Source organism: Bacteroides sp. (assembly GCF_029057325.1).
Lineage (GTDB): Bacteria > Bacteroidota > Bacteroidia > Bacteroidales > Bacteroidaceae > Bacteroides.
In genome coordinates this window covers 1-20,382 of the sequence record NZ_JAICZW010000151.1, presented here as the reverse complement: position 1 = coordinate 20,382, position 20,382 = coordinate 1, and the positions used below count along the sequence as shown (strand labels likewise).

The 20,382-nt window shown below is 48.7% G+C and carries 15 protein-coding genes and 2 pseudogenes; 14 read left to right on the top strand and 3 right to left on the bottom strand.

Features of this window, described 5'->3' with window-relative positions; translation table 11 throughout:
- Both K2G43_RS09545 and K2G43_RS09540 read left to right on the top strand, forming a co-directional pair.
- On the top strand, positions 1 to 900 hold a 900-nt coding region (locus tag K2G43_RS09545), incomplete at its 5' end, for a GLPGLI family protein (protein ID WP_300154570.1).
- A 16-nt stretch (positions 901 to 916) separates the two neighbouring features.
- Complete coding sequence (locus K2G43_RS09540; RefSeq protein ID WP_297641927.1) at positions 917 to 3,463, top strand: hypothetical protein; 2,547 nt, start codon at positions 917 to 919, stop codon at positions 3,461 to 3,463.
- Positions 3,464 to 3,709: 246 nt separating this feature from the next.
- On the opposite strand, the gene K2G43_RS09535 is transcribed toward K2G43_RS09540, so the two are convergent.
- The gene (locus K2G43_RS09535; RefSeq protein WP_297641928.1) at positions 3,710 to 5,134 is read right to left on the bottom strand and encodes an ATP-binding protein; all 1,425 of its coding nucleotides are present in this window, start codon (positions 5,132 to 5,134) and stop codon (positions 3,710 to 3,712) included.
- A 189-nt stretch (positions 5,135 to 5,323) separates the two neighbouring features.
- Here K2G43_RS09535 and K2G43_RS09530 point away from each other — a divergent pair, with 189 nt between their 5' ends.
- From K2G43_RS09530 to K2G43_RS09490, 9 genes are all read left to right on the top strand, one after another.
- Complete coding sequence (locus tag K2G43_RS09530; protein ID WP_297641929.1) at positions 5,324 to 6,262, top strand: DMT family transporter; 939 nt, start codon at positions 5,324 to 5,326, stop codon at positions 6,260 to 6,262.
- 500 nt (positions 6,263 to 6,762) lie between these two features.
- Positions 6,763 to 7,473, top strand: a complete 711-nt coding sequence (gene pyrH, locus K2G43_RS09525) for a UMP kinase (RefSeq protein WP_297641930.1) — start codon at positions 6,763 to 6,765, stop codon at positions 7,471 to 7,473.
- A gap of 124 nt (positions 7,474 to 7,597) precedes the next feature.
- On the top strand, positions 7,598 to 8,158 hold the full coding sequence (frr, locus tag K2G43_RS09520; protein ID WP_297641932.1) for a ribosome recycling factor: 561 nt from the start codon (positions 7,598 to 7,600) through the stop codon (positions 8,156 to 8,158).
- A gap of 100 nt (positions 8,159 to 8,258) precedes the next feature.
- Positions 8,259 to 9,191 carry a ribosome small subunit-dependent GTPase A gene (rsgA, locus tag K2G43_RS09515; RefSeq protein WP_300154562.1) on the top strand — a complete coding sequence of 311 codons (933 nt, stop codon included), beginning with the start codon at positions 8,259 to 8,261 and terminating at the stop codon, positions 9,189 to 9,191.
- Positions 9,192 to 9,282: 91 nt separating this feature from the next.
- Positions 9,283 to 10,110 carry a cytochrome c biogenesis protein ResB gene (locus K2G43_RS09510; RefSeq protein ID WP_300154573.1) on the top strand — a complete coding sequence of 276 codons (828 nt, stop codon included), beginning with the start codon at positions 9,283 to 9,285 and terminating at the stop codon, positions 10,108 to 10,110.
- Positions 10,107 to 10,883 carry a cytochrome c biogenesis protein CcsA gene (gene ccsA, locus K2G43_RS09505; protein WP_300154559.1) on the top strand — a complete coding sequence of 259 codons (777 nt, stop codon included), beginning with the start codon at positions 10,107 to 10,109 and terminating at the stop codon, positions 10,881 to 10,883. Before K2G43_RS09510 ends, ccsA begins: the two co-directional genes overlap by 4 nt.
- A gap of 290 nt (positions 10,884 to 11,173) precedes the next feature.
- A complete protein-coding gene (locus K2G43_RS09500; RefSeq protein ID WP_297641938.1) occupies positions 11,174 to 12,256 on the top strand; it encodes an efflux RND transporter periplasmic adaptor subunit in 1,083 nt (360 codons plus the stop codon).
- Between the two features lie 117 nt (positions 12,257 to 12,373).
- Positions 12,374 to 15,406, top strand: coding sequence for an efflux RND transporter permease subunit (locus K2G43_RS09495; protein WP_300154557.1), 3,033 nt, complete (start codon positions 12,374 to 12,376; stop codon positions 15,404 to 15,406).
- A 14-nt stretch (positions 15,407 to 15,420) separates the two neighbouring features.
- A complete protein-coding gene (locus K2G43_RS09490) occupies positions 15,421 to 16,746 on the top strand; it encodes a TolC family protein (RefSeq protein ID WP_297641941.1) in 1,326 nt (441 codons plus the stop codon).
- A gap of 88 nt (positions 16,747 to 16,834) precedes the next feature.
- On the opposite strand, the gene K2G43_RS09485 is transcribed toward K2G43_RS09490, so the two are convergent.
- Positions 16,835 to 18,475, bottom strand: a complete 1,641-nt coding sequence (locus K2G43_RS09485) for a fumarate hydratase (protein WP_297641943.1) — start codon at positions 18,473 to 18,475, stop codon at positions 16,835 to 16,837.
- A 424-nt stretch (positions 18,476 to 18,899) separates the two neighbouring features.
- Between K2G43_RS09485 and K2G43_RS13525 the strand changes: the two genes are divergently transcribed.
- From K2G43_RS13525 to K2G43_RS13520, 3 genes and pseudogenes are all read left to right on the top strand, one after another.
- Positions 18,900 to 19,013, top strand: a complete 114-nt coding sequence (locus K2G43_RS13525; protein ID WP_366525028.1) for a DUF4377 domain-containing protein — start codon at positions 18,900 to 18,902, stop codon at positions 19,011 to 19,013.
- A gap of 161 nt (positions 19,014 to 19,174) precedes the next feature.
- On the top strand, positions 19,175 to 19,597 hold the full coding sequence (locus tag K2G43_RS09480) for a M12 family metallopeptidase (RefSeq protein ID WP_300154553.1): 423 nt from the start codon (positions 19,175 to 19,177) through the stop codon (positions 19,595 to 19,597).
- Positions 19,594 to 19,701, top strand: a pseudogene (locus K2G43_RS13520) (nucleotidyltransferase); the annotation flags it as partial. The gene K2G43_RS09480 and the pseudogene K2G43_RS13520, both read left to right, overlap by 4 nt.
- Here K2G43_RS13520 and K2G43_RS09475 read toward each other — a convergent pair.
- Positions 19,700 to 20,018 (bottom strand): annotated as a pseudogene (locus tag K2G43_RS09475) (DUF4954 family protein); the annotation flags it as partial. The pseudogenes K2G43_RS13520 and K2G43_RS09475 overlap by 2 nt on opposite strands.
- Positions 20,019 to 20,382: the final 364 nt, after the last annotated feature.

Below are 20,382 nucleotides of genomic sequence, written 5' to 3'. Positions count from 1 at the left end.
GAAATGGAGTGGAAACTCTCACTTCATTTCTTTTTCCCCTATTTATTAATATATCTACTTATTCAGCTTTTTATGAAAAAAGACAAATTCATATTTTGTTTAGTTCTTTTGTTTGCAATAGATTTTTTTTGTTGTATAGTAAAGGCTCAAGAAAAAGAGAAAGTACGAATCAGGATTCATTATATCACTAAATTCCTTTTGTATGAAGAACAAGAGACAGAACAAGAGGATGAAACTATTTTGGATATAGGAAACAAGATTTCTCATTTTTACAGCCGCAACAGTTTACACAGAGATTTGATAAAAGACAGTATCGTAGCGAAAGGCGGAAGTATGGGAGATGTAATGAATGCATTAGAAAAGTCAAACTACCCCAAAACGAACTTTCATTATCAAATTTGGAAAAACTATCCTTCTGACAAAATTTTAACCCATACAGACAAGGCTATCAATATTTTCCGCTATTCAGAAAAAATGAACAGACCGGAATGGACATTGATCGCAAAAGATACAATTATCGCAAACTATAAATGTCAGCAGGCTGAAACTTTATATTTAGGACGACATTGGAAAGTATGGTTTACACTTGACATAGCAATCAGTGACGGACCATGGAAACTTTACGGGTTGCCCGGGCTCATTTTACATGCTGAAGATAGCGAACGCTTGTTCCGTTTTTCATGCATACAGATAGAGAAAATTCAAAATGAATTCCTTTTCTATCCAAGTAAAAGATATATCCAATGCACAAAGGAAGAATATCATGACCTTATCAGGCTGAAATGGAAATCGCCCATGACTTTTGCAGAAAGAATGAGCGGTTTTAAGGGAAGTGCACAGAACCAACGCGGAAAAAGCATAGCCTATCCGGAGAGAACAGCCTTATTTTTAGAAAGATAACAAAACTGACACGCTTATGAAGCTCATCAACTTTTTGTTACTGGCCATTGCGTCAATTAATACTACTGCCCAAACTTCATACACCGGTCGGATAATTGACGAAAACCAACATCCGGTTCAAGATGTCAACATTGTCCTATATCGGTCAGAAACATCCGTAATCGGTTATGGATTCAGTGGCACTGACGGAAAGTTTGATGTGTCATACACTAAAGAAGTAAAGCCTGTCAGTATCGGCTTCATTCTGCTTGGATATGAAACCAAGCGCATAAAATCCGAAGATTTTCAAAATAGCCAAGACATTGTTCTGAAAAGCACAACCTACCAGTTGAAGGAAGTCAACATCCGCCCGAACAGAATCAGACAGAATAAGGATACACTGGTCTATAATGTCATCAGCTTCAAACAGAATCAAGACCGAAGCATATCTGATGTCATAAATAAAATGCCCGGACTCGAAGTGAAACAAGATGGTACCATTTCTTTTGAAGGAAAACCTATCAACAAATTCTATATTGAAGGAATGGATTTGATGGGAAGCAAGTATTCCCAAGCCAGCGAAAATATAAATGCAGACTTGATAAGCAATGTGCAGGTTATCCAGAACCATCAACCTATAAAGGCACTGAAAGGAATCCGTTTCAGCGACCAAGCTGCCTTGAATATCGTCTTGAAGGAGAATGTGAAGAATGTATGGTCAGGTACATTGGATGCCGGGACAGGTATTTCAGCACAAAAAGGAACTGATTATTTGTATAACGGGAGACTGATGGGGATGGTTTTTGGACGAGAAAGACAGAATCTTTCCTTATATAAATGTGACAATACCGGGAAAGACATATCAAAAGAGGTGTCAGATTTGACAACACAACTTCGTGACAACCAGGAGGAAAGTGGATTATTAAGACCGCTTGTGATACCAGCTACGGAAATAGATGACGGACGAACCACTTTTAATGAGTCACATTTGGTGGCAACCAACCACCTCGTTAAAACGCCTAATAATAATGATGTCCGTATTCAATTGGACTATCTTTGGAATCGAAAGAAAAGCAATACTACCACCGTAACGGAATATCTTGACTTAAATGGAATAATTCTATCGGAAGAAAATGCGGTAAGTTCTACAGACAGCCACCTGAAAGGAAATTTTACTTACAAAGTGAACAAAGAGCAATTGTATGTAAACAACCGTCTACACGGGAATGTAACAGTTGACAGAAGCAATGGAATTTCCGTTTTAGATGACGAAAAGATAATGCAAAATGTCAGGCTGAAAAAATACCATATTACCGAAGACTTTGAGATGATAAGCCACCTGAAAAACGGAAACAGCATTGAAATCTCTTCTCAAAGCACGTACAGCTATTTACCTGGGAAGATACTTACTGTCAAGGGATTCAACGAGAAGCTTGATATTTCCACATTTGAGACACATAGTTATGCCACTTTCAACCATAAAATAAAAGGTTTCACGTTGAGCCAACGGATTGGCTATAAACTTAAACACCAGAAAATAGACGTGAACTATCCGGAAGTCAACAACATAGAAAAGTACACACAACAGAATCTGTATGTGGCTTCCGGGCTGAATCTGGACAGGAATTCATTCAAACTAAGGGCAATTATAAAAGCTGATTTTATGCAACGCAATTATGAAAAGGACAATGACATCAGAATTACGCTACAGCCCAATCTCAACTTGCAATACGATTGCAACTCGACGACTTCGGCTTCTCTGAATTACAACTATCAGGAAAGACCTGATGCGCTGACCGCATTGTATCGCACTCCCATCTTCACCTCTTACCGCGTACAAACATCTCATACTGGCAATTTGGAAAATAGAGGAATCCATACACTCTATTTAGCACTGAAATACAAGCACCCCATTAAAGGACTCTTTCTGAGCACAATGGCTTCTTGGACTCGGAGAACCCATGAAACGCTCTATCAGAGCGAATTCGATGCTTCTGTGTATAAACGAACCCCTACAGAGCAACAATACGATGCTGACAGTTATTGGATAGGTTGTAACGTAGCACAATCGTTTTATTGGGGTAAAACATTAGTCTCACTTGACTATCGGCAAATTTGGTCTGATTATTATTTAATACAAAAAACGATAAAGGTCCCTTGGCAGATGCAAAACACCGAGTTGACATTCAAATTATCAATGCAGTTAGCGAAAATCTTCTCTTATGAGTTGTATAGCAAATTGCAGACCGGCAAGCAAGTAAACCAAAAAGACAACAACTTGTCCAACGAACGTCTTACTTCATTTAACCATGGAATTTCCCTATTCCTTTTTCCCGTGAAAAATCTGGAGTTAGGCTTCAAAAGTGATTTCTATCATCATTCAGACAAAAGCATATCAGGCAATATGTTTACTGATATACATTTATCTTATCAGCTAAAACAGTACGAGTTCCGTCTCAACTGTAACAATATATTTGGCAATAACTTGTACGAACGCAGATTACAAACTTCCACCACGGATGTTTATTCAAGTTATCGATTGCGTCCCCGCGAAATACTTTTCGCTTTTTCCATCGAATTTTGAATCTGCACTTTTAGATATTCAGACATTTAACAAGAGTTGCAATTCGCCTAAGTTCATTTGTACAATTCTTATCATTGCTTTACTTCTCATCTCGCGCCTTAAAGTCAAAAAAAGACAATCGGGACAAATATACTGTTCTATTGCCGGAAATCAGGCCAATTTGACCCGATTTCCGGCTTTATTTCATACGTTTTTCCTAATAGCCGATAAATACATTGTCTCTCCCGGATGTTCGGATACCTCCCATCACGCCCCGGCAAACAAATCCTCCAACAGCACCTCGCTCTGCACCCTTGATGAATAAGTGTTGGGCTTCACGCCGTATGTTGTCACAAATGTGAGCTGAATGGATTTCCTCGTCTTGGTTTCGGCAAGAAAGGCAGCCAGCTTGTTGCGCAAGACAGCATCGGACTTCTTGTCTATCACAAACTCCGCAATGGAATACTTCATCTCACACAAATTGACGGTCTGGTCCTTGCGATCGATGACAAGGTCTATCTGCGCACCCTCTTCCGAACTGTTGCTACGCCACGAGGAGACGAGGCTCTGTACACCCGAGATGCCGAGTGCTTTCTTTATCTGACGGATGTGACACAAGCAAAGCATCTCGAAAGCATAGCCGCTCCAAGCGCGATGGGTAGGACTTTCTTGGGAGGTGCTCCAGAAATGCTCGTCTTTATAGCGGTTCTTCAAGATGAATTTGAAGTAGAAGAGCGTGTAGAAGTCCACCAGTTGATAGAGCGTGTCCTTCTTCTGCTTGCCAAACGGTTCGTACCTGCGGATAAAGCCGCACGCCTCCAGTTCCTTCAGCATGGTGGTCAATCTGCCGTTGTTGGCAAGTCCGCTCTGCTTAATCAGTTCCAGGCGGTTCAGTCCTTTCCCCTTCAAGGCAAGTGCCTCCACTATCTTGACGTACTTCTCGGAATACTTGAAAAGGGCACGGTAGAGGTTGTCGAACTCATTGCCCAGCACGGCAGCTTTCTCAAAGAACAGACGGTCTATGTTTTGCGCAATGCTCAGCCCCTTCTTTATCTGATTCAGATAGAAAGGGATGCCCCCTATCACCATGTAGCATTCCGCTATCTCGTGGCGGGAATAGGAGATGTCTTTGGAACGGAAATAGAGTTCACACTCCTGCAAGGTAAAAGGTTCGATCAGCATACAGTGTGTCAATCGGTTGTGCAATCCTCCGTAATTGTTTATCAGCTTGTCAATCATCCACGAAGTGGCAGAACCGCAAACAATCAGCTTGATGTCGTGGCGGGCGGATGCCCAAGCATTCCAGAAGTGCTCCAAGGCGCTGACAAAACCGGACTTGTGTGTATCCATCCAGGGCAATTCGTCCATGAAGATGATTTTCTTGCTTTGGGGCAGGCTTTCCAGATAGGAAGTCAACTGGTCGAAAGCCAACAACCAATTGGCAGGTACAGTCCACTCTCTTCCCGAACTCTTCCGCAATGCCAAATTGAAATTCAACAGCTGTTCCGACATCGAAACATTGTTCATGCCCGTGACGTAAAAAGCGAAGGAATCGCCCAGCAACTCGCGAACAAGGAACGTCTTTCCTACCCGGCGACGCCCGTAAATGGCAATGAATTCCGAAGAATCCGAAGCGATGTATTCCATCAGCTCTTTCTGCTCTTTCAGACGGCCCACAATCTCTGTCTTCATATTCTTTTCTGATTTATTACTTGCGCAAAGTAATAAAAAAAACACAGATTGCGCAAGCAATAACCCTTATCTCTTGCGCAATCTATACTTTTTTATAGAGATTGCGCAAGTAATAGAATCCATATTTCCTGCCCGAATCTCCTTTTTCTGTGTAACTTTGCCCGCCAATTCACAAAAAAGGAAAAAGATATGAACGCAAAAGCCAAAGGATATATTTTGGGGTCCATCGCCGCAGCCACCTACGGCATGAACCCGCTGTTTGCCCTCCCCTTGTACAAGGCGGGCATGAACCCCGACTCGGTGCTCTTCTTCAGATACCTTTTCGCCATCCCGCTGCTGGGGCTGATGATAAAGGCGCGAGGACGGACATTCAAGCTGCAACGGAAAGAGGCATCGACACTTGTCGCCATGGGGCTGCTCGTGGCGCTCTCCTCGTTGGCGCTCTTCCAAAGCTATAACTACATGGCGGCGGGCATCGCATCGACGCTGCTGTTTGTCTATCCCATCATGGTGGCACTCATCATGGCACTTGTCTTCAAGGAGAGGCTGACACTGCAAACCGTTGTCTGCATGCTACTCGCCCTGGGAGGCATCGGGCTACTCTACAAAAACGAGGACGGCAGCACGCTGAGCCTGATGGGAACCTTGCTGGTTTTCGTCTCTTCCCTCTCATACGCCATATACATTGTGGGCGTAAACCAGACATCCCTGAAGGATGTCGCCACCCTGAAAGTCACCTTCTACGTCCTCCTCTTCGGTGTGTCGCTCTTCGCGATACGCCTGCTCTATGCCGGAACCGTAAGCATGCCGGACCGTTGGTACTTGTGGGGCAACCTACTTGCCCTCGCCGTCTTCCCCACCGCCATCTCCTTTCTATGCACCACCGGTGCCATCCAGTACATCGGCTCCACCCCCACCGCCATCCTCGGCGCGCTGGAGCCCTTGACCGCCATCCTCTTCGGAATCACCGTCTTCGGAGAAACCCTGACAATGAGAGAATGCTTCGGACTGGTACTGATTATCGTAGCCGTGACACTCGTTGTTGCCGGCGGCAACATCACCGGACATCTAATCCGCTTCAGGAAACTTTTCCCAAGACTCCCGATAAAAAGCAGAAAGAAAGAATAGCCCGACAGAGGCATCCGCTCCATCGACCATTCCCTATATCTATTTCGTTCGCCGCAATGATGCGTCAATAAGGCATCATTGCGGCGAATTTATCTATCAACCCCCACAGGAATAGCCACCCAAACAACGAGTTTTATTCGTTTGACAGCTGTCTAACGAACAAGCAACGGCCATCTAACGAACAGACAACAGCTGTCTAACGAACAGATAACAGCTATCCAACGAATTAAATTCGCCGTTTCGGATGGTTAATAATCCCAAATACGGAAGATTAAACAGCCACATAGTCTCTTACACTTACCACAAAACGAAAACAAACGACTCTTAGGCACAAAAAATGAAGGACTTCTTTTGTTCTACTATCGGTTTGCATTATCTTTGCCGTAAAAGCGAAGACAGGCGGCATCTCAACATAACTTTTTTATGCAAGCATAAAAGTTCTGTATTCGATTTGCACTATCTTTGCCCAAAAGAACAAGAACTATATACATTATACATTTATGGCAACCTATAAAAGAATTTTATTGAAGCTCAGCGGCGAGAGTCTGATGGGAGAAAAACAATACGGCATCGACGAGAAACGCCTTGCCGAGTATGCAGCGCAAATCAAGGAAATCCATGAAATGGGAGTACAAATCGGCATCGTCATCGGCGGCGGCAACATCTTCCGCGGACTGAGCGGTGCCAACAAGGGGTTCGACCGCGTGAAGGGCGACCAGATGGGTATGCTGGCCACCGTCATCAACAGCCTTGCCCTCAGTTCGGCACTGGTGGCTGCAGGCGTGAAAGCGCGTGTGCTGACCGCCGTGCGCATGGAGCCTATCGGCGAGTTCTACAACAAGTGGCGCGCCATCGAGTGCATGGAAGCAGGCGAAGTGGTCATCATGTCTGCCGGAACCGGCAACCCGTTCTTCACCACCGACACCGGCTCCAGCCTGCGCGGCATCGAGATTGAAGCCGACGTGATGCTGAAAGGCACCCGTGTGGACGGCATCTACACCGCCGACCCCGAAAAGGACCCGACCGCCACGAAGTTCCACGACATCACCTACGACGAAGTGCTGAAGCGCGGACTGAAAGTGATGGACCTCACCGCCACCTGCATGTGCAAGGAGAACAACCTGCCCATCATCGTCTTCGACATGGACACCGTAGGTAACCTGAAGAAGGTGATGCAGGGAGAAGAGATTGGGACGCTGGTGCATAATTGATTTTGTAAGAGGAGTTATCGGGAGTTAAACTGAAATATTCGCAGTTCCATTCTCTATTCTCACAATTTAATAACTATATTTGCAAAGTTTCAACATCAAAAGAAAATTCAAAACGAAGAACAATATGAAAGACGTAAAAGAGATCTTAGACGAAGCGCAAGAGAGTATGGACATGGCAGTGATGTACCTGGACGAGGCTTTGGCACACATCCGTGCCGGAAAAGCTGACATCCGTCTGCTGGACGGCATCCGCGTAGATTCCTACGGAAGCATGGTTCCCATCAACAACGTTGCCGCCGTAACCACTCCGGACGCACGCAGCATCGCCATCAAGCCTTGGGACAAAAGCATGTTCCGCGTCATTGAGAAGGCAATCATCGACTCCAGCCTCGGCATCATGCCCGAAAACAATGGAGAGATTATCCGCATCGGCATACCGCCGTTGACCGAGGAACGCCGTAAACAGCTTGCCAAGCAGTGCAAGGGAGAAGGCGAGACAGCCAAGGTGAGCGTACGCAATGCCCGCCGCGACGCCATCGACGCCTTGAAGAAGTCCGTAAAAGACGGATTGGCAGAGGACGCCCAGAAAGGCGGCGAAGAGAAATTGCAGAAGATTCACGACAAGTTCATCAAGAAGATTGACGAGATGCTGGCTGCAAAGGATAAAGAAATCATGACCGTTTAATCAACTGATAATTGATAATTGACAATTGCTTGCTGGGGCATCCCGCATGTCCATTGTCAATTATCGATTGTCTATTGTCAATCATCAATTGTCAATTGCCTTGAGAGGACTTGTTATAAAAAATACCGGAAGCTGGTATCTGGTACGGACGGAAGAAGGAAAAGACATCGAATGTAAAATCAAAGGGAACTTCCGTTTGAAGGGCATACGAAGCACCAATCCCGTGGCCGTAGGCGACCATGTACAAATCATACTGAATCAAGAAGGTACGGCCTTTATCAGCGAGATAGAGGACCGGAAAAACTACATCATCCGCCGTGCCTCCAACCTCTCCAAACAATCGCACATCCTTGCCGCCAACCTGGACCAGTGCATGCTTGTGGTGACAGTGAATTATCCCGAAACCTCCACCACATTCATCGACCGCTTCCTCGCCTCAGCCGAAGCCTATCGCATTCCTGTCAAAATCATCTTCAACAAGATAGATGCCTACAATGAAGAGGAACAGCACTATCTGGACAGCCTCATCCATCTCTATACCACCATCGGCTATCCCTGCTTCAAAATCTCCGCCAAAGAGCAAGAGGGCATCGGCACGATAATGCAAGAGCTGAAAGGACGGATCACCCTTTTCTCCGGACACTCCGGCGTGGGAAAATCCACCCTTATCAACACCATACTGCCGGACATAGAGGTGAGAACCGGCGAGATTTCCGCCTGCCACAACAAAGGCATGCACACCACCACCTTCTCCGAAATGTTTCCCCTCCCCGACGATGGCTATATCATCGACACCCCGGGCATCAAAGGCTTCGGCACATTCGACATGGAGGAAGAAGAGATAGGACACTATTTCCCGGAAATCTTCGAAGCATCCGCCAATTGTCGTTACGGCAACTGCACCCACCGCCACGAACCCGGATGCGCCGTACGCGAAGCGGTTGAAAAGCACTATATCAGCCGGTCGCGCTACACATCCTACCTGAATATGCTGGAAGACAAGGAAGAAAAGAAGTACAGGGCAGCATACTAACCGACTCTCCGAATCAGACGAATCTTATCTTCGCAACCAACAGAGGTCTATCCCATTAAAGAAAAACGCATTGAAGAAGAGAGTGATATACATGATATGGGCCGCCTATTTCGGAGCAGCGTTGGGCTGCCAACTGGCAGTTTCCGACAACTTTCCCATCACCTTTTTCGCTTTCCCGGTCAATGCGGCCCTGCTGTTGCCGGGAGCCGTCTTGCTTTGGATGCTCCATAAAAAGAAACCGACGTCGCTGCTTGCCGGTCTGCTTGCCTCACCCGCCACCACCTTCCTGCTCCTTGCGGTCTCCATCGTGACCTTCGTGGCCTTGGAATTCATCGCTTGGCTACGTCCCGACTCGTGGTGGTTCTTCTTCGTATTCAGCGCCCTATCGGCACACCTGCTTTTCATCACGTTCCGGGGATTAAAGAAAAGGAAGAAGCACAGGCTACGCTTTCTGCTGAACCACGCCGGACTGCTTCTTATCCTTGTCGGAGGGTTTGCCGGAAGTGCGGACACAGCGCAATACCGCCTACGCGTCTTCAAGGAAGAGAGCACCCAACAGGCATTCGCACCGGACGGAAAAAGCCTCCGGTTGCCGCAAGCATTCCGCTTGGAGCGGTTCGATGTCACTTACTATTCCAACGGAATGCCCAAGAACTACGAGGCACACCTGAAGGTAGGTACCGAAAATGTCCTTCTCCGGGTGAATCACCCCTATCGCCTTTCATGGGCGGAGAATCTCTATCTGATAGATTACGAGCACCGCCCCGAAGGGGAAGAGGCGGGCCATTGCACGGTAGAAATCGTACGCCAACCGTGGAAGCCGGTGCAATGGACAGGCATTTGGATGTTGATGGCAGGCAGTCTGCTGCTGTTTGTGCAGGGATTGTCCGCAAGCAAGAAAGGAGCAGAAACGACATGATGTGGAACGAATTCATCTATTTCGCCTTGATTGCGGCCCTGTTCTGGATGGCCGGAGTTGTAGCGGCTTTCAGAAAGAAACCGTTCAGCCGGACGGCATTCTTGCTGGTAGGCACGGGATTGTGCGTCTATACCGCCTTTATCGCCGCCCTCTGGATAGCGTTGCAACGTCCTCCACTCCGCACCTTGGGGGAGACACGCCTGTGGTACTCGTTCTTCCTTGCGGGATGCGGGCTGCTCACCTACCGGAAATGGCATTACCGATGGCTGCTATTCTTCTCCATCCTCCTTTCGCTGGTATTTGTCCTCATCAACCTGCTGAAGCCCGAAATACACGACCGGTCGCTGATGCCGGCCCTGCAAAGTCCATGGTTCGTGCCACATGTCACGGTCTATATCTTCTCCTACTCCGTTCTGGGATGCGCCTTTCTCCTTGCCTTGGCAGGAGAGATCAGGCACACCGACCGTTACCTGCCCACGACAGACCGGCTGGTCTATATCGGCACCGCCTTCCTGACACTGGGCATGATGAGCGGCGCCTTGTGGGCAAAAGCGGCATGGGGACAATTCTGGAGCTGGGACCCCAAAGAGACCTGGGCGGCAATCACGTGGTGCGTCTATTTGCTCTACCTCCACCTGCGGCTCTACGGCAAAGGCAGCAGAACGGCGCTCGCTTGGCTGCTTACGATAGGATTCCTCTGCATGCAAATGTGTTGGTACGGCGTAAACTACCTGCCTTCGGCACGCGGAAGTATGCACATCTACACACAATAGAATTATCCAGAAGTTACTATCCATCAACCATTTATACGTAGCATTTCTGACGTTTGCATCTGACATCCCAAACACAAGTAGCTGCCAACACAAGCATAGTCCAACCACACAAGCCGATATATTCTCATAAGTAACAAACAAGCAACTACGGTTTGCCTCCGCAGACTTTCAAGTTTTTTAACCTTCTTTCTTTTAAACCTCTTTCCCTTTCTTCCGTCTAAATCAAACTAACTAAAGCCTTCCTTGCCAAAAGAACAGCTTTGAAGGGCTTCAAACACTAATACCAGAACATGAATAAGAGAGTGAAATGGGGCATCATCCTCGTGATTGGTGCCGGACTGATTGGAGGAGGAATCTACTCCCAACTACCGAAAGAAAATGAAGAGCTGGCCGCTGCCGATAAGGTCATGGCCGGCCAACGCGGCGGAAAAAGAATTCTGAACGTAAACGCTAAAATCATAAAGCCACAACTGCTGAAGGACGAAATACAAATCAGCGGCAGCCTGCTGCCGGACGAAGAAGTGGACCTCTCCTTTGAGACCTCGGGAAAAATCGTCGAGATAAATTTCGAGGAAGGCAGCGCGGTAAAGAAAGGACAGCTCTTGGCCAAAGTGAACGACCGGCCGTTGCAGGCACAGCTGCAACGATTGGTATCCCAGTTGAAGCTGGCCGAAGACCGTGTATTCCGCCAAAATGCCCTATTGGAACGGGATGCCGTCAGCAAGGAGGCCTACGAACAGGTGAAGACCGAACTCGCTACCCTGAATGCAGACATCGACCTAGTGAAATCGAACATCGCACAAACCGAACTGCGTGCCCCGTTCGACGGCATCATCGGCTTGCGGCAAGTCAGCGTGGGCACCTACGCCTCTCCCTCGACCATCGTGGCGAAACTTACCAAAATTTCTCCGCTGAAAGTGGAGTTTGCCGTACCGGAGCGCTATGCCAATGACGTGAAGACCGGTGCCGGACTGGACTTCACGCTCGAAGGGAAACTGAACGCCTTCCATGCCACAGTCTATGCACGCGAATCGAAGATAGACCCTACGACACACACCCTGACCATCCGCGCCCTCTACCCCAATGCCAACGGTGCCGTCCTTCCGGGCCGCTACGCCAGCATCAAGCTGAACAAGGACGAGATTCAGGATGCCCTTGCCATACCGTCCGAAGCCATCGTCCCCGAAATGGGAAAGGACAAGATATTCCTCTACAAATCGGGCAAAGCACAGCCGGTGGAAATCATCACGGGCATCCGTACGGAGGCTGAAGTACAGGTAGTGCAAGGCTTGCAGGCCGGAGATACCGTCATCACCTCGGGAACGCTGCAACTGCGCACCGGACTGCCGGTGACGCTGGACTTTGTCAATTGACAATGGACAATTGATAATTGACAATTGTCGTGCGGAATGACAATGCTGTCAATTATCAACTATCCATTATCAGAAGATTAATTATCAACTATCCATTATCAACTATCCATCATCAAAGTGAACATATCTGAATTAAGCATACGACGCCCGGTACTCTCCACAGTGCTTACGCTGATAATCCTGCTGTTTGGATTCATCGGCTACAACTACCTGGGCGTGCGCGAATATCCGTCTGTGGACAATCCCATCATATCGGTCTCCTGCTCCTATCCGGGGGCAAACGCCGATGTCATCGAGAACCAGATTACCGAACCGCTGGAACAGAACATCAACGGCATACCGGGTATCCGCTCTCTCTCCAGTGTCAGCCAGCAAGGCTCGGCACGCATCACAGTGGAGTTTGAGCTATCCGTTGACCTGGAAACCGCTGCCAACGATGTGCGCGACAAGGTATCGCGCGCACAACGCTTCCTGCCACGCGACTGCGACCCACCCACCGTATCGAAGGCCGATGCCGACGCCATGCCCATCCTGATGGTAGCACTGCAGAGCGACAAACGCTCGCTGCTGGAACTGAGCGAGATTGCCGACCTCACCGTGAAGGAGCAGCTGCAAACCATCTCCGACGTCAGCAGCGTAAGCATCTGGGGCGAAAAACGCTACTCCATGCGCCTCTGGCTGGACCCCATCAAAATGTCCGGCTACGGCATCACGCCCATGGACGTGAAGAATGCCGTGGACAAGGAGAACGTGGAACTTCCCTCGGGCAGCATCGAGGGAAACACTACCGAACTCACCATCCGCACCTTGGGACTGATGCACACCGCCGAAGAGTTTAACAACCTGATTCTGAAAGAAGACGGCAACCGCATTGTCCGCTTCAGCGACATCGGGCGTGCGGAGCTGGGACCTGCCGACATCAAGAGCTATATGAAGATGAACGGCGTGCCGATGGTGGGCGTGGTCGTCATCCCCCAACCAGGCGCCAACCACATCGAGATAGCCAATGCCGTCTATGACCGCATGGAGAAGATGAAGAAAGACCTGCCCGAGGACATCCAGTACAACTATGGCTTCGACAACACGAAATTCATCCGCGCCTCCATCAACGAAGTGAAACAGACGGTGTACGAGGCCTTCGTGCTCGTCATCATCATCATCTTCCTCTTCCTGCGCGACTGGCGCGTGACGCTGGTGCCGTGCATCGTGATTCCGGTATCACTCATCGGCTCTTTCTTCGTGATGTACCTGGCCGGATTCTCCATCAACGTACTTTCCATGCTGGCAGTGGTGCTGGCGGTAGGCTTGGTGGTGGACGACGCCATCGTGATGACCGAAAACATCTACGTCCGCATCGAGAAGGGGATGCCGCCCAAAGAAGCAGGCATAGAGGGGGCCAAGGAGATATTCTTTGCCGTCATCTCCACCACCATCACATTGGTGGCGGTGTTCTTCCCCATCGTGTTCATGGATGGCATGACGGGACGCCTGTTCCGCGAATTCAGCATCGTGGTGTCCGGTTCGGTGGTCATCTCTTCGTTTGCAGCGCTGACGTTCACGCCGATGCTTGCCACAAAACTGCTGGTGAAACGCGAAGAGCAGAGCTGGTTCTATCGGAAGACCGAGCCCTTCTTCGAGGGGATGAACCGCCTCTACAGCCGCTCGCTGAATGCCCTGCTGAACTACCGCTGGATGACGGTTCCCTTTACAGGCGCCACCATTCTACTGATAGGCTTCCTCTGGAACACGATTCCGGCGGAAATGGCACCGCTGGAAGACCGCTCGCAAATCAGCATCAGCACCATGGGAGCGGAAGGCGTGACGTATGAATACATCCGCGACTACACCGAAGACATCAACCAGCTGGTAGACTCCATCGTGCCGGATGCCGAGGCGGTGACCGCACGCGTATCGAGCGGTAACGGCAACGTGCGCATCACGCTGAAGGACATGAGCAAGCGCGACTACACCCAGATGGCAGTGGCCGAGAAACTGTCTAAGGCAGTACAGAAAAAGACGATGGCGCGCTCCTTCGTACAGCAATCCTCCTCGTTCGGCGGACGGCGCGGCGGCATGCCCGTACAGTATGTATTGCAGGCCACCAACATCGAGAAGTTGCAGGAGGTGCTGCCCACGTTCATGGCAAGGGTTTACGAAAGCCCGATATTCCAGATGGCGGACGTGAACCTGAAGTTCAGCAAGCCCGAAGCACGCATCAACATCAACCGCGACAAGGCCAGCATCATGGGAGTCAGTACCCGGAACATCGCCCAGACCCTGCAATACGGTCTGAGCGGACAGCGCATGGGCTACTTCTATATGAACGGGAAGCAGTATGAGATATTGGGTGAAATCAACCGCCAGCAACGCAACAAGCCTGCCGACCTGAAGGGTATCTACATCCGCAGCGACAAGGGCGAGATGGTGCAGCTGGACAACCTGATAGAGCTGGCAGGCGGCATCGCTCCTCCCAAACTCTACCGCTACAACCGCTTTGTAGCCGCCACCATCTCTGCCGGACTGGCCGACGGTAAGACCATCGGGCAGGGCCTGGACGAAATGGACCGGATAGCCAAGGAGACGCTGGACGACACGTTCCGCACAGCGCTGGCCGGAGACTCCAAAGAGTATCGCGAAAGCTCGTCGAGCCTGATGTTTGCCTTCGTACTGGCCATCGTACTGATTTACCTGATTCTCGCCGCCCAGTTCGAGAGCTTCAAGGATCCGTTGATTATCATGCTGACCGTGCCTCTGGCCATTGCCGGCGCACTGATATTCATGCACTTCGGGGGTATCACCATGAACATCTTCAGCCAGATAGGCATCATCATGCTGATAGGGCTGGTAGCCAAGAACGGTATTCTTATCGTGGAGTTTGCCAATCAGAAGCAGGAATCGGGCGAAGAGAAGATGGCAGCCATCAAGGACGCCGCCCTGCAACGTCTGCGCCCCATCCTGATGACCAGTGCATCGACCATATTGGGATTGATACCGCTGGCTTTCGCCACCGGTGAAGGTTGCAACCAGCGCATTGCCATGGGTACGGCCGTCGTTGGCGGCATGCTCATCTCTACATTGCTGACGATGTACATCGTCCCTGCCATCTATAGTTATGTATCTACCAACCGAAGTAAACTGAAAACCGAATGAGACATCTCCTACTTATGAAACGAATGATTCTACTCTTGATAGCCGCCGCCTGCACGGCACCTGTCCTCCAGGCGCAGCAGATGCCCGTCTATACGCTGAAGTCGTGTCTGGAACAAGGCTTGCAGAACAACTACTCCCTGCGCATCGTGCGCAACCATGAACAGGTGAGCAAGAACAACGCCACACCGGGCAATGCCGGCCTTCTACCCACCCTGGACCTCTCTGCCGGTTACCGGGGAACCGTAAACAATACCGAAACAAAAGCGCGCGCCACCGGAGAGACTACCCAAGAGAACGGTGTCTTCGACCAGACACTGGATGCAGGCATCAGCCTGAACTGGACCCTCTTCGACGGATTCAACCTTACGGCCAACTACCGGAAGCTGAAAGAACTGGAACGCCAAGGCGAAACCAATACGCGCATCGCCATCGAGGATCTTGTGGCCGACATCGCCGCCGAATACTATAACTACGTGCAACAGACAATCCGCCTGAAAAACTTCCGCTACGCCGTTTCCCTCTCCAAAGAGCGCCTGCGCATCGTGGAGGAGCGCTACCACATCGGCAACTTCTCGCGTCTGGACTACCAGCAAGCCAAAGTCGATTTCAATGCGGACAGTGCCCAATACATGAAACAGCAGGAACTGCTGCACACCTCGCGCATCCGGCTAAACGAACTTATGGCCAACCGGGACGTGGACCAACCGTTCATCATCCGCGACAGCCTCATCAACGTTGCCGCTACGCTGGACTTTGAAGAGTTGTGGAATGCCACCCTACAGGTCAACGCCTCGCTGCTGAAGGCTGCACAAAACAATACCCTTGCCCAACTGGACTATCGGAAAGTATGTTCCCGTGACTACCCTTATATAAAAATGAACGGCGGCTACGGCTATACGCTCAACAAGTATGACATCGCCGCCAACAGCCGCCGCAGCAACCTCGGCTTGAATTTCGGCGTCACCGTGGGCTTCAACCTTTTCGATGGCAACCGTCGCCGCGAGCGCAAGAATGCCCGTATCGCCGTGCAGAACGCGCGCCTGGAGCGTGAGCAACTGGAGCAAGCCCTGCGCGCCGACCTCAGCAACCTGTGGCAAGCTTATCAGAACAACCTACAGATGCTGAATCTGGAGCGTCAGAACCTCGTCGCCGCTCGCGAAAACCACGAAATCGCCATGGAGCGCTACATGCTGGGAAACCTCTCCGGTATCGAGATGCGTGAGGCACAGAAGAGCCTGCTGGATGCGGAAGAGCGCATCCTATCGGCCGAATACGACACCAAGCTGTGCGAAATCTCCTTGCTGCAAATCAGCGGAAAGGTAACGCGATATATGGAATAACTCCTTACCCAAAAAATCACAAGCAAAAAAAGCCGCTCACGGAATATCTTCGGAGCGGCTTTTCTTTATCTTATAAAGCTGTAAACTATCATTTACTGCAATTCCACGGCTTCAGTTGCTTGAAGAAGTCGTTGCCCTTGTCGTCCACCAAGATGAAAGCGGGGAAGTTTTCCACTTCAATCTTCCAGATGGCTTCCATGCCAAGCTCAGGATATTCCACGCATTCGATGCTCTTGATGTTGTTCTGTGCCAGGATAGCGGCAGGACCACCGATGGAGCCCAGATAGAAACCGCCGTACTTCTGGCAAGCATCCGTCACCTGCTGGCTGCGGTTACCCTTGGCCAGCATAATCATGCTGCCGCCGTGGCTCTGGAAGAGATCTACATACGGGTCCATACGTCCGGCAGTCGTGGGGCCCATAGAGCCGCAAGCCATGCCTTGAGGAGTCTTGGCAGGACCGGCATAGTAGATAGGATGGTCTTTGATGTACTGCGGCAGCTCTTCGCCACGGTCCAGACGCTCTTTCAGTTTGGCGTGTGCGATGTCACGACCCACGATGATGGTACCGTTCAGCGACAGACGGGTGGAAACCGGATACTTGGTCAGCTCCTTCAGGATGTCTGCCATCGGCTGGTTCAGGTCAATCTTCACGACGTCGCCTTCACCTGCCTTGCGGAGTTCTTCGGGAATCAGTTCGCCCGGGTTGCTGTCGAGTTTCTCAATCCAGATACCCTCCTTATTGATTTTACACTTGATGTTGCGGTCGGCAGAGCAGGAAACGCCCAGACCCACGGGGCAGGAAGCACCGTGACGCGGCAGGCGGATGATACGTACATCGTGAGCCATATACTTGCCGCCGAACTGTGCACCGAGACCAATCTTATGAGCTTCGGCAAGCACCTGTTTCTCCAGTTCCACGTCGCGGAAGGCACGGCCGAACTCATTGCCGGTAGTGGGCAAGTTGTCGTAGAAATGAGTGGAAGCCAGTTTCACTGTCAGCAGGTTCTTTTCGGCCGACGTACCGCCGATAACGAATGCGATGTGGTAGGGAGGACAAGCCGCTGTACCCAATGTCTTAATCTTCGAAATGAGGAACGGTACCAATGTCTCAGGATTCAAGATGGCTTTAGTCTCCTGATAGAGATAGGTCTTGTTGGCAGAACCGCCGCCCTTGGTCACGCAGAGGAATTCGTACTCCATGCCTTCGGTAGCCTCGATATCAATCTGTGCCGGCAGGTTGCATTTCGTGTTCACCTCCTCGTACATGGTGAGGGGAGCGTTCTGCGAGTAGCGCAGGTTCTCTTCAGTATAAGTCTTGTACACACCCAGCGAGAGCGCCTCTTCGTCGCAGTAGCCAGTCCATACTTGTTGTCCTTTCTCGCCGTGGATGATGGCTGTACCCGTATCCTGGCAGAAAGGCAGTATTCCCTTGGATGCCACCTCCGCATTGCGCAGGAAGGTGAGCGCCACGTACTTGTCGTTGTCGCTGGCCTCGGGGTCGCTCAGAATCTTGGCCACCTGTTCGTTGTGCGAACGGCGCAACATGAACGACACATCGCGGAAAGCCGCATTGGCCATTGCCGTCAGACCTTCTTTTTCAATCTTCAGGATGGGTTTTCCTTCAAACTCGCTTACAGAGACGTAATCTTTCGTAAGCAGATAATACTCGGTAGTATCTTTCCCTTTCTCGAACATGGGCTGATACTTGAACGGAGGTGTTGTTGCCATAATTACTCGTATATTTAGAATGTTTAAAAGTGATTCGGATAACAAAGGCAGCGGCACGCACTGCCTTCACAGAGCAAAGGTATAAACTATTATCGAAATAATTCTTTAATCGGGGCAAAAAACTTACCTTATTCATTCAAAGAGCAAGTAACTATTACCAAGGTACAATAAATAAAGCAAGCATGAATATTTGTTAGTCTGACATAAACACTTCTTACTACATAGATATATTGCGATTATTTTTATTAAATTTGCCAAAAAAACAAAACCTCATCATTATAAAAAGGAACAAACTTCAATCAATCATCGCTTTTATCTTTATGAGCCTATTTCTGTTCATTTCATGCAACAAAGACGACAATTGCAGTGAAATTTTAGTTGTAGCTTCTAAAAGGATTATTACTGAGTCAGAGGGTCATACTTATTGGATAAAAAACAAGGCTGTAACACATGGGAAATAATGCATTCAACCATTCAAAACTTCAATTATGAAGAAAGTTATGAATACATTATAGAAGTAGTCTCCCGGTCCGGATGAATCAGAAAAGCAATATGTCCTTCTTAGAATCATATCCAAAGAAAAGAAGGATTCTGAAGTTCCTCTATTTACCACAAGTCTTTCCCTATGCGGCAATCAGACCGAAATTGCTTTTCCAAATAAGGAAAAAGAAAATATAACATTACCCAATGGAATAAATCTTGAAAAATGGACTCTCTATATATTTTCAAAGAGATGTAGTGCTTAACGAAAACCAAATAAACAGCATATTTGGCAATAATGTACACACACGTTCAGGAGTAATAACCGCATCTATTAAATATTGGACCAGACATAGAGTTTATTATACTTTTAAAGACAATTTTACTCTTCAATCTAATGTTCTGGCTGCAATAGCAGAATGGAGCAACAAAACAAGTTTAACATTTATTCAAGGGAAAGGTTCTGGTAATTATATAGAGTTTTTTCATGACAATGGGAACTATTCTAATTCATTAGGCAGAAAAGGAGGGAAACAAACAATAAGTTTAGCGATTAATGGCAGCAATATAGGAAGCGCCATACACGAGATTGGGCATGCAGTTGGATTGATACATGAACAATGTAGGAATGTACTGATATGAAAACGACTGAAGAAGTACTCGAACCCTTACGTGAATTCAAGCGCACCGCCGGAGAAAAATATGGAATTGAGCAACTGGGACTCTTCAGCTCTATTGCCCGTGGTCTTCCAACTTCTCATACGCCCACGCCCATTCGTAAGTGTAGTAGTTGCCGTACATCTTCTCGAACTCGGCGTTGATGTACTTCAGGCGGTTGATGACAGAGTTGCCAAGGAACTTAATAGATGGCAATCTCATAAAATTTGATACCTTTCACCAGAGCCGAATTGCGTATCTTGGCATTGTGATAAGAGTAGATATTCAAAAGCTCGCCACTGGCATAGCGCAAATTCTACAAAGTCGCCATGCCCTTGAACATCTTCTACACGGTATAGGAACTGAGCAGGTTGTAATTGATATAGTCCAGCTTGTTTGGGCCGGTGTCCGTCACGCCAAGATATATTGAGGAAAAATACAAGCACCATCCCCTTGCTGGTTAATGGTTATACACGTTTTTCGCAAATTCATTCTGTTAGGCTTAAAAGAAAGTTTTTGTCCCCTTGTTCCCTTCTTGCAGGTTGTATATCAGCCTGCTGGCTCCTGAAAAAAAAGGAAAAAACGTTTGCCAGTTCTAAGAAAAAACGTACCTTTGCAAGCCGATTATTATCTCGAAAGGATAAGCATTTAATTCATAGCGAGTTAATCTTCCAATGTCCGGGAAGGTTGGCTGGTGGTGAAGAAATTTTAGTAGTAACATTTTAAAAAACAATTAAGAGTGGATACTTTAAGCTGTCTCTAATACACAA

Coding starts and splice junctions, on each gene's coding strand:
- K2G43_RS09540 (WP_297641927.1), top strand. CDS start 917: ATGAAGCTCATCAACTTTTTGTTACTGGCCATTGCGTCAATTAATACT.
- K2G43_RS09535 (WP_297641928.1), bottom strand. CDS start 5,134: ATGAAGACAGAGATTGTGGGCCGTCTGAAAGAGCAGAAAGAGCTGATG.
- K2G43_RS09530 (WP_297641929.1), top strand. CDS start 5,324: ATGAACGCAAAAGCCAAAGGATATATTTTGGGGTCCATCGCCGCAGCC.
- pyrH (WP_297641930.1), top strand. CDS start 6,763: ATGGCAACCTATAAAAGAATTTTATTGAAGCTCAGCGGCGAGAGTCTG.
- frr (WP_297641932.1), top strand. CDS start 7,598: ATGAAAGACGTAAAAGAGATCTTAGACGAAGCGCAAGAGAGTATGGAC.
- K2G43_RS09510 (WP_300154573.1), top strand. CDS start 9,283: ATGATATGGGCCGCCTATTTCGGAGCAGCGTTGGGCTGCCAACTGGCA.
- ccsA (WP_300154559.1), top strand. CDS start 10,107: ATGATGTGGAACGAATTCATCTATTTCGCCTTGATTGCGGCCCTGTTC.
- K2G43_RS09500 (WP_297641938.1), top strand. CDS start 11,174: ATGAATAAGAGAGTGAAATGGGGCATCATCCTCGTGATTGGTGCCGGA.
- K2G43_RS09490 (WP_297641941.1), top strand. CDS start 15,421: ATGAAACGAATGATTCTACTCTTGATAGCCGCCGCCTGCACGGCACCT.
- K2G43_RS09485 (WP_297641943.1), bottom strand. CDS start 18,475: ATGGCAACAACACCTCCGTTCAAGTATCAGCCCATGTTCGAGAAAGGG.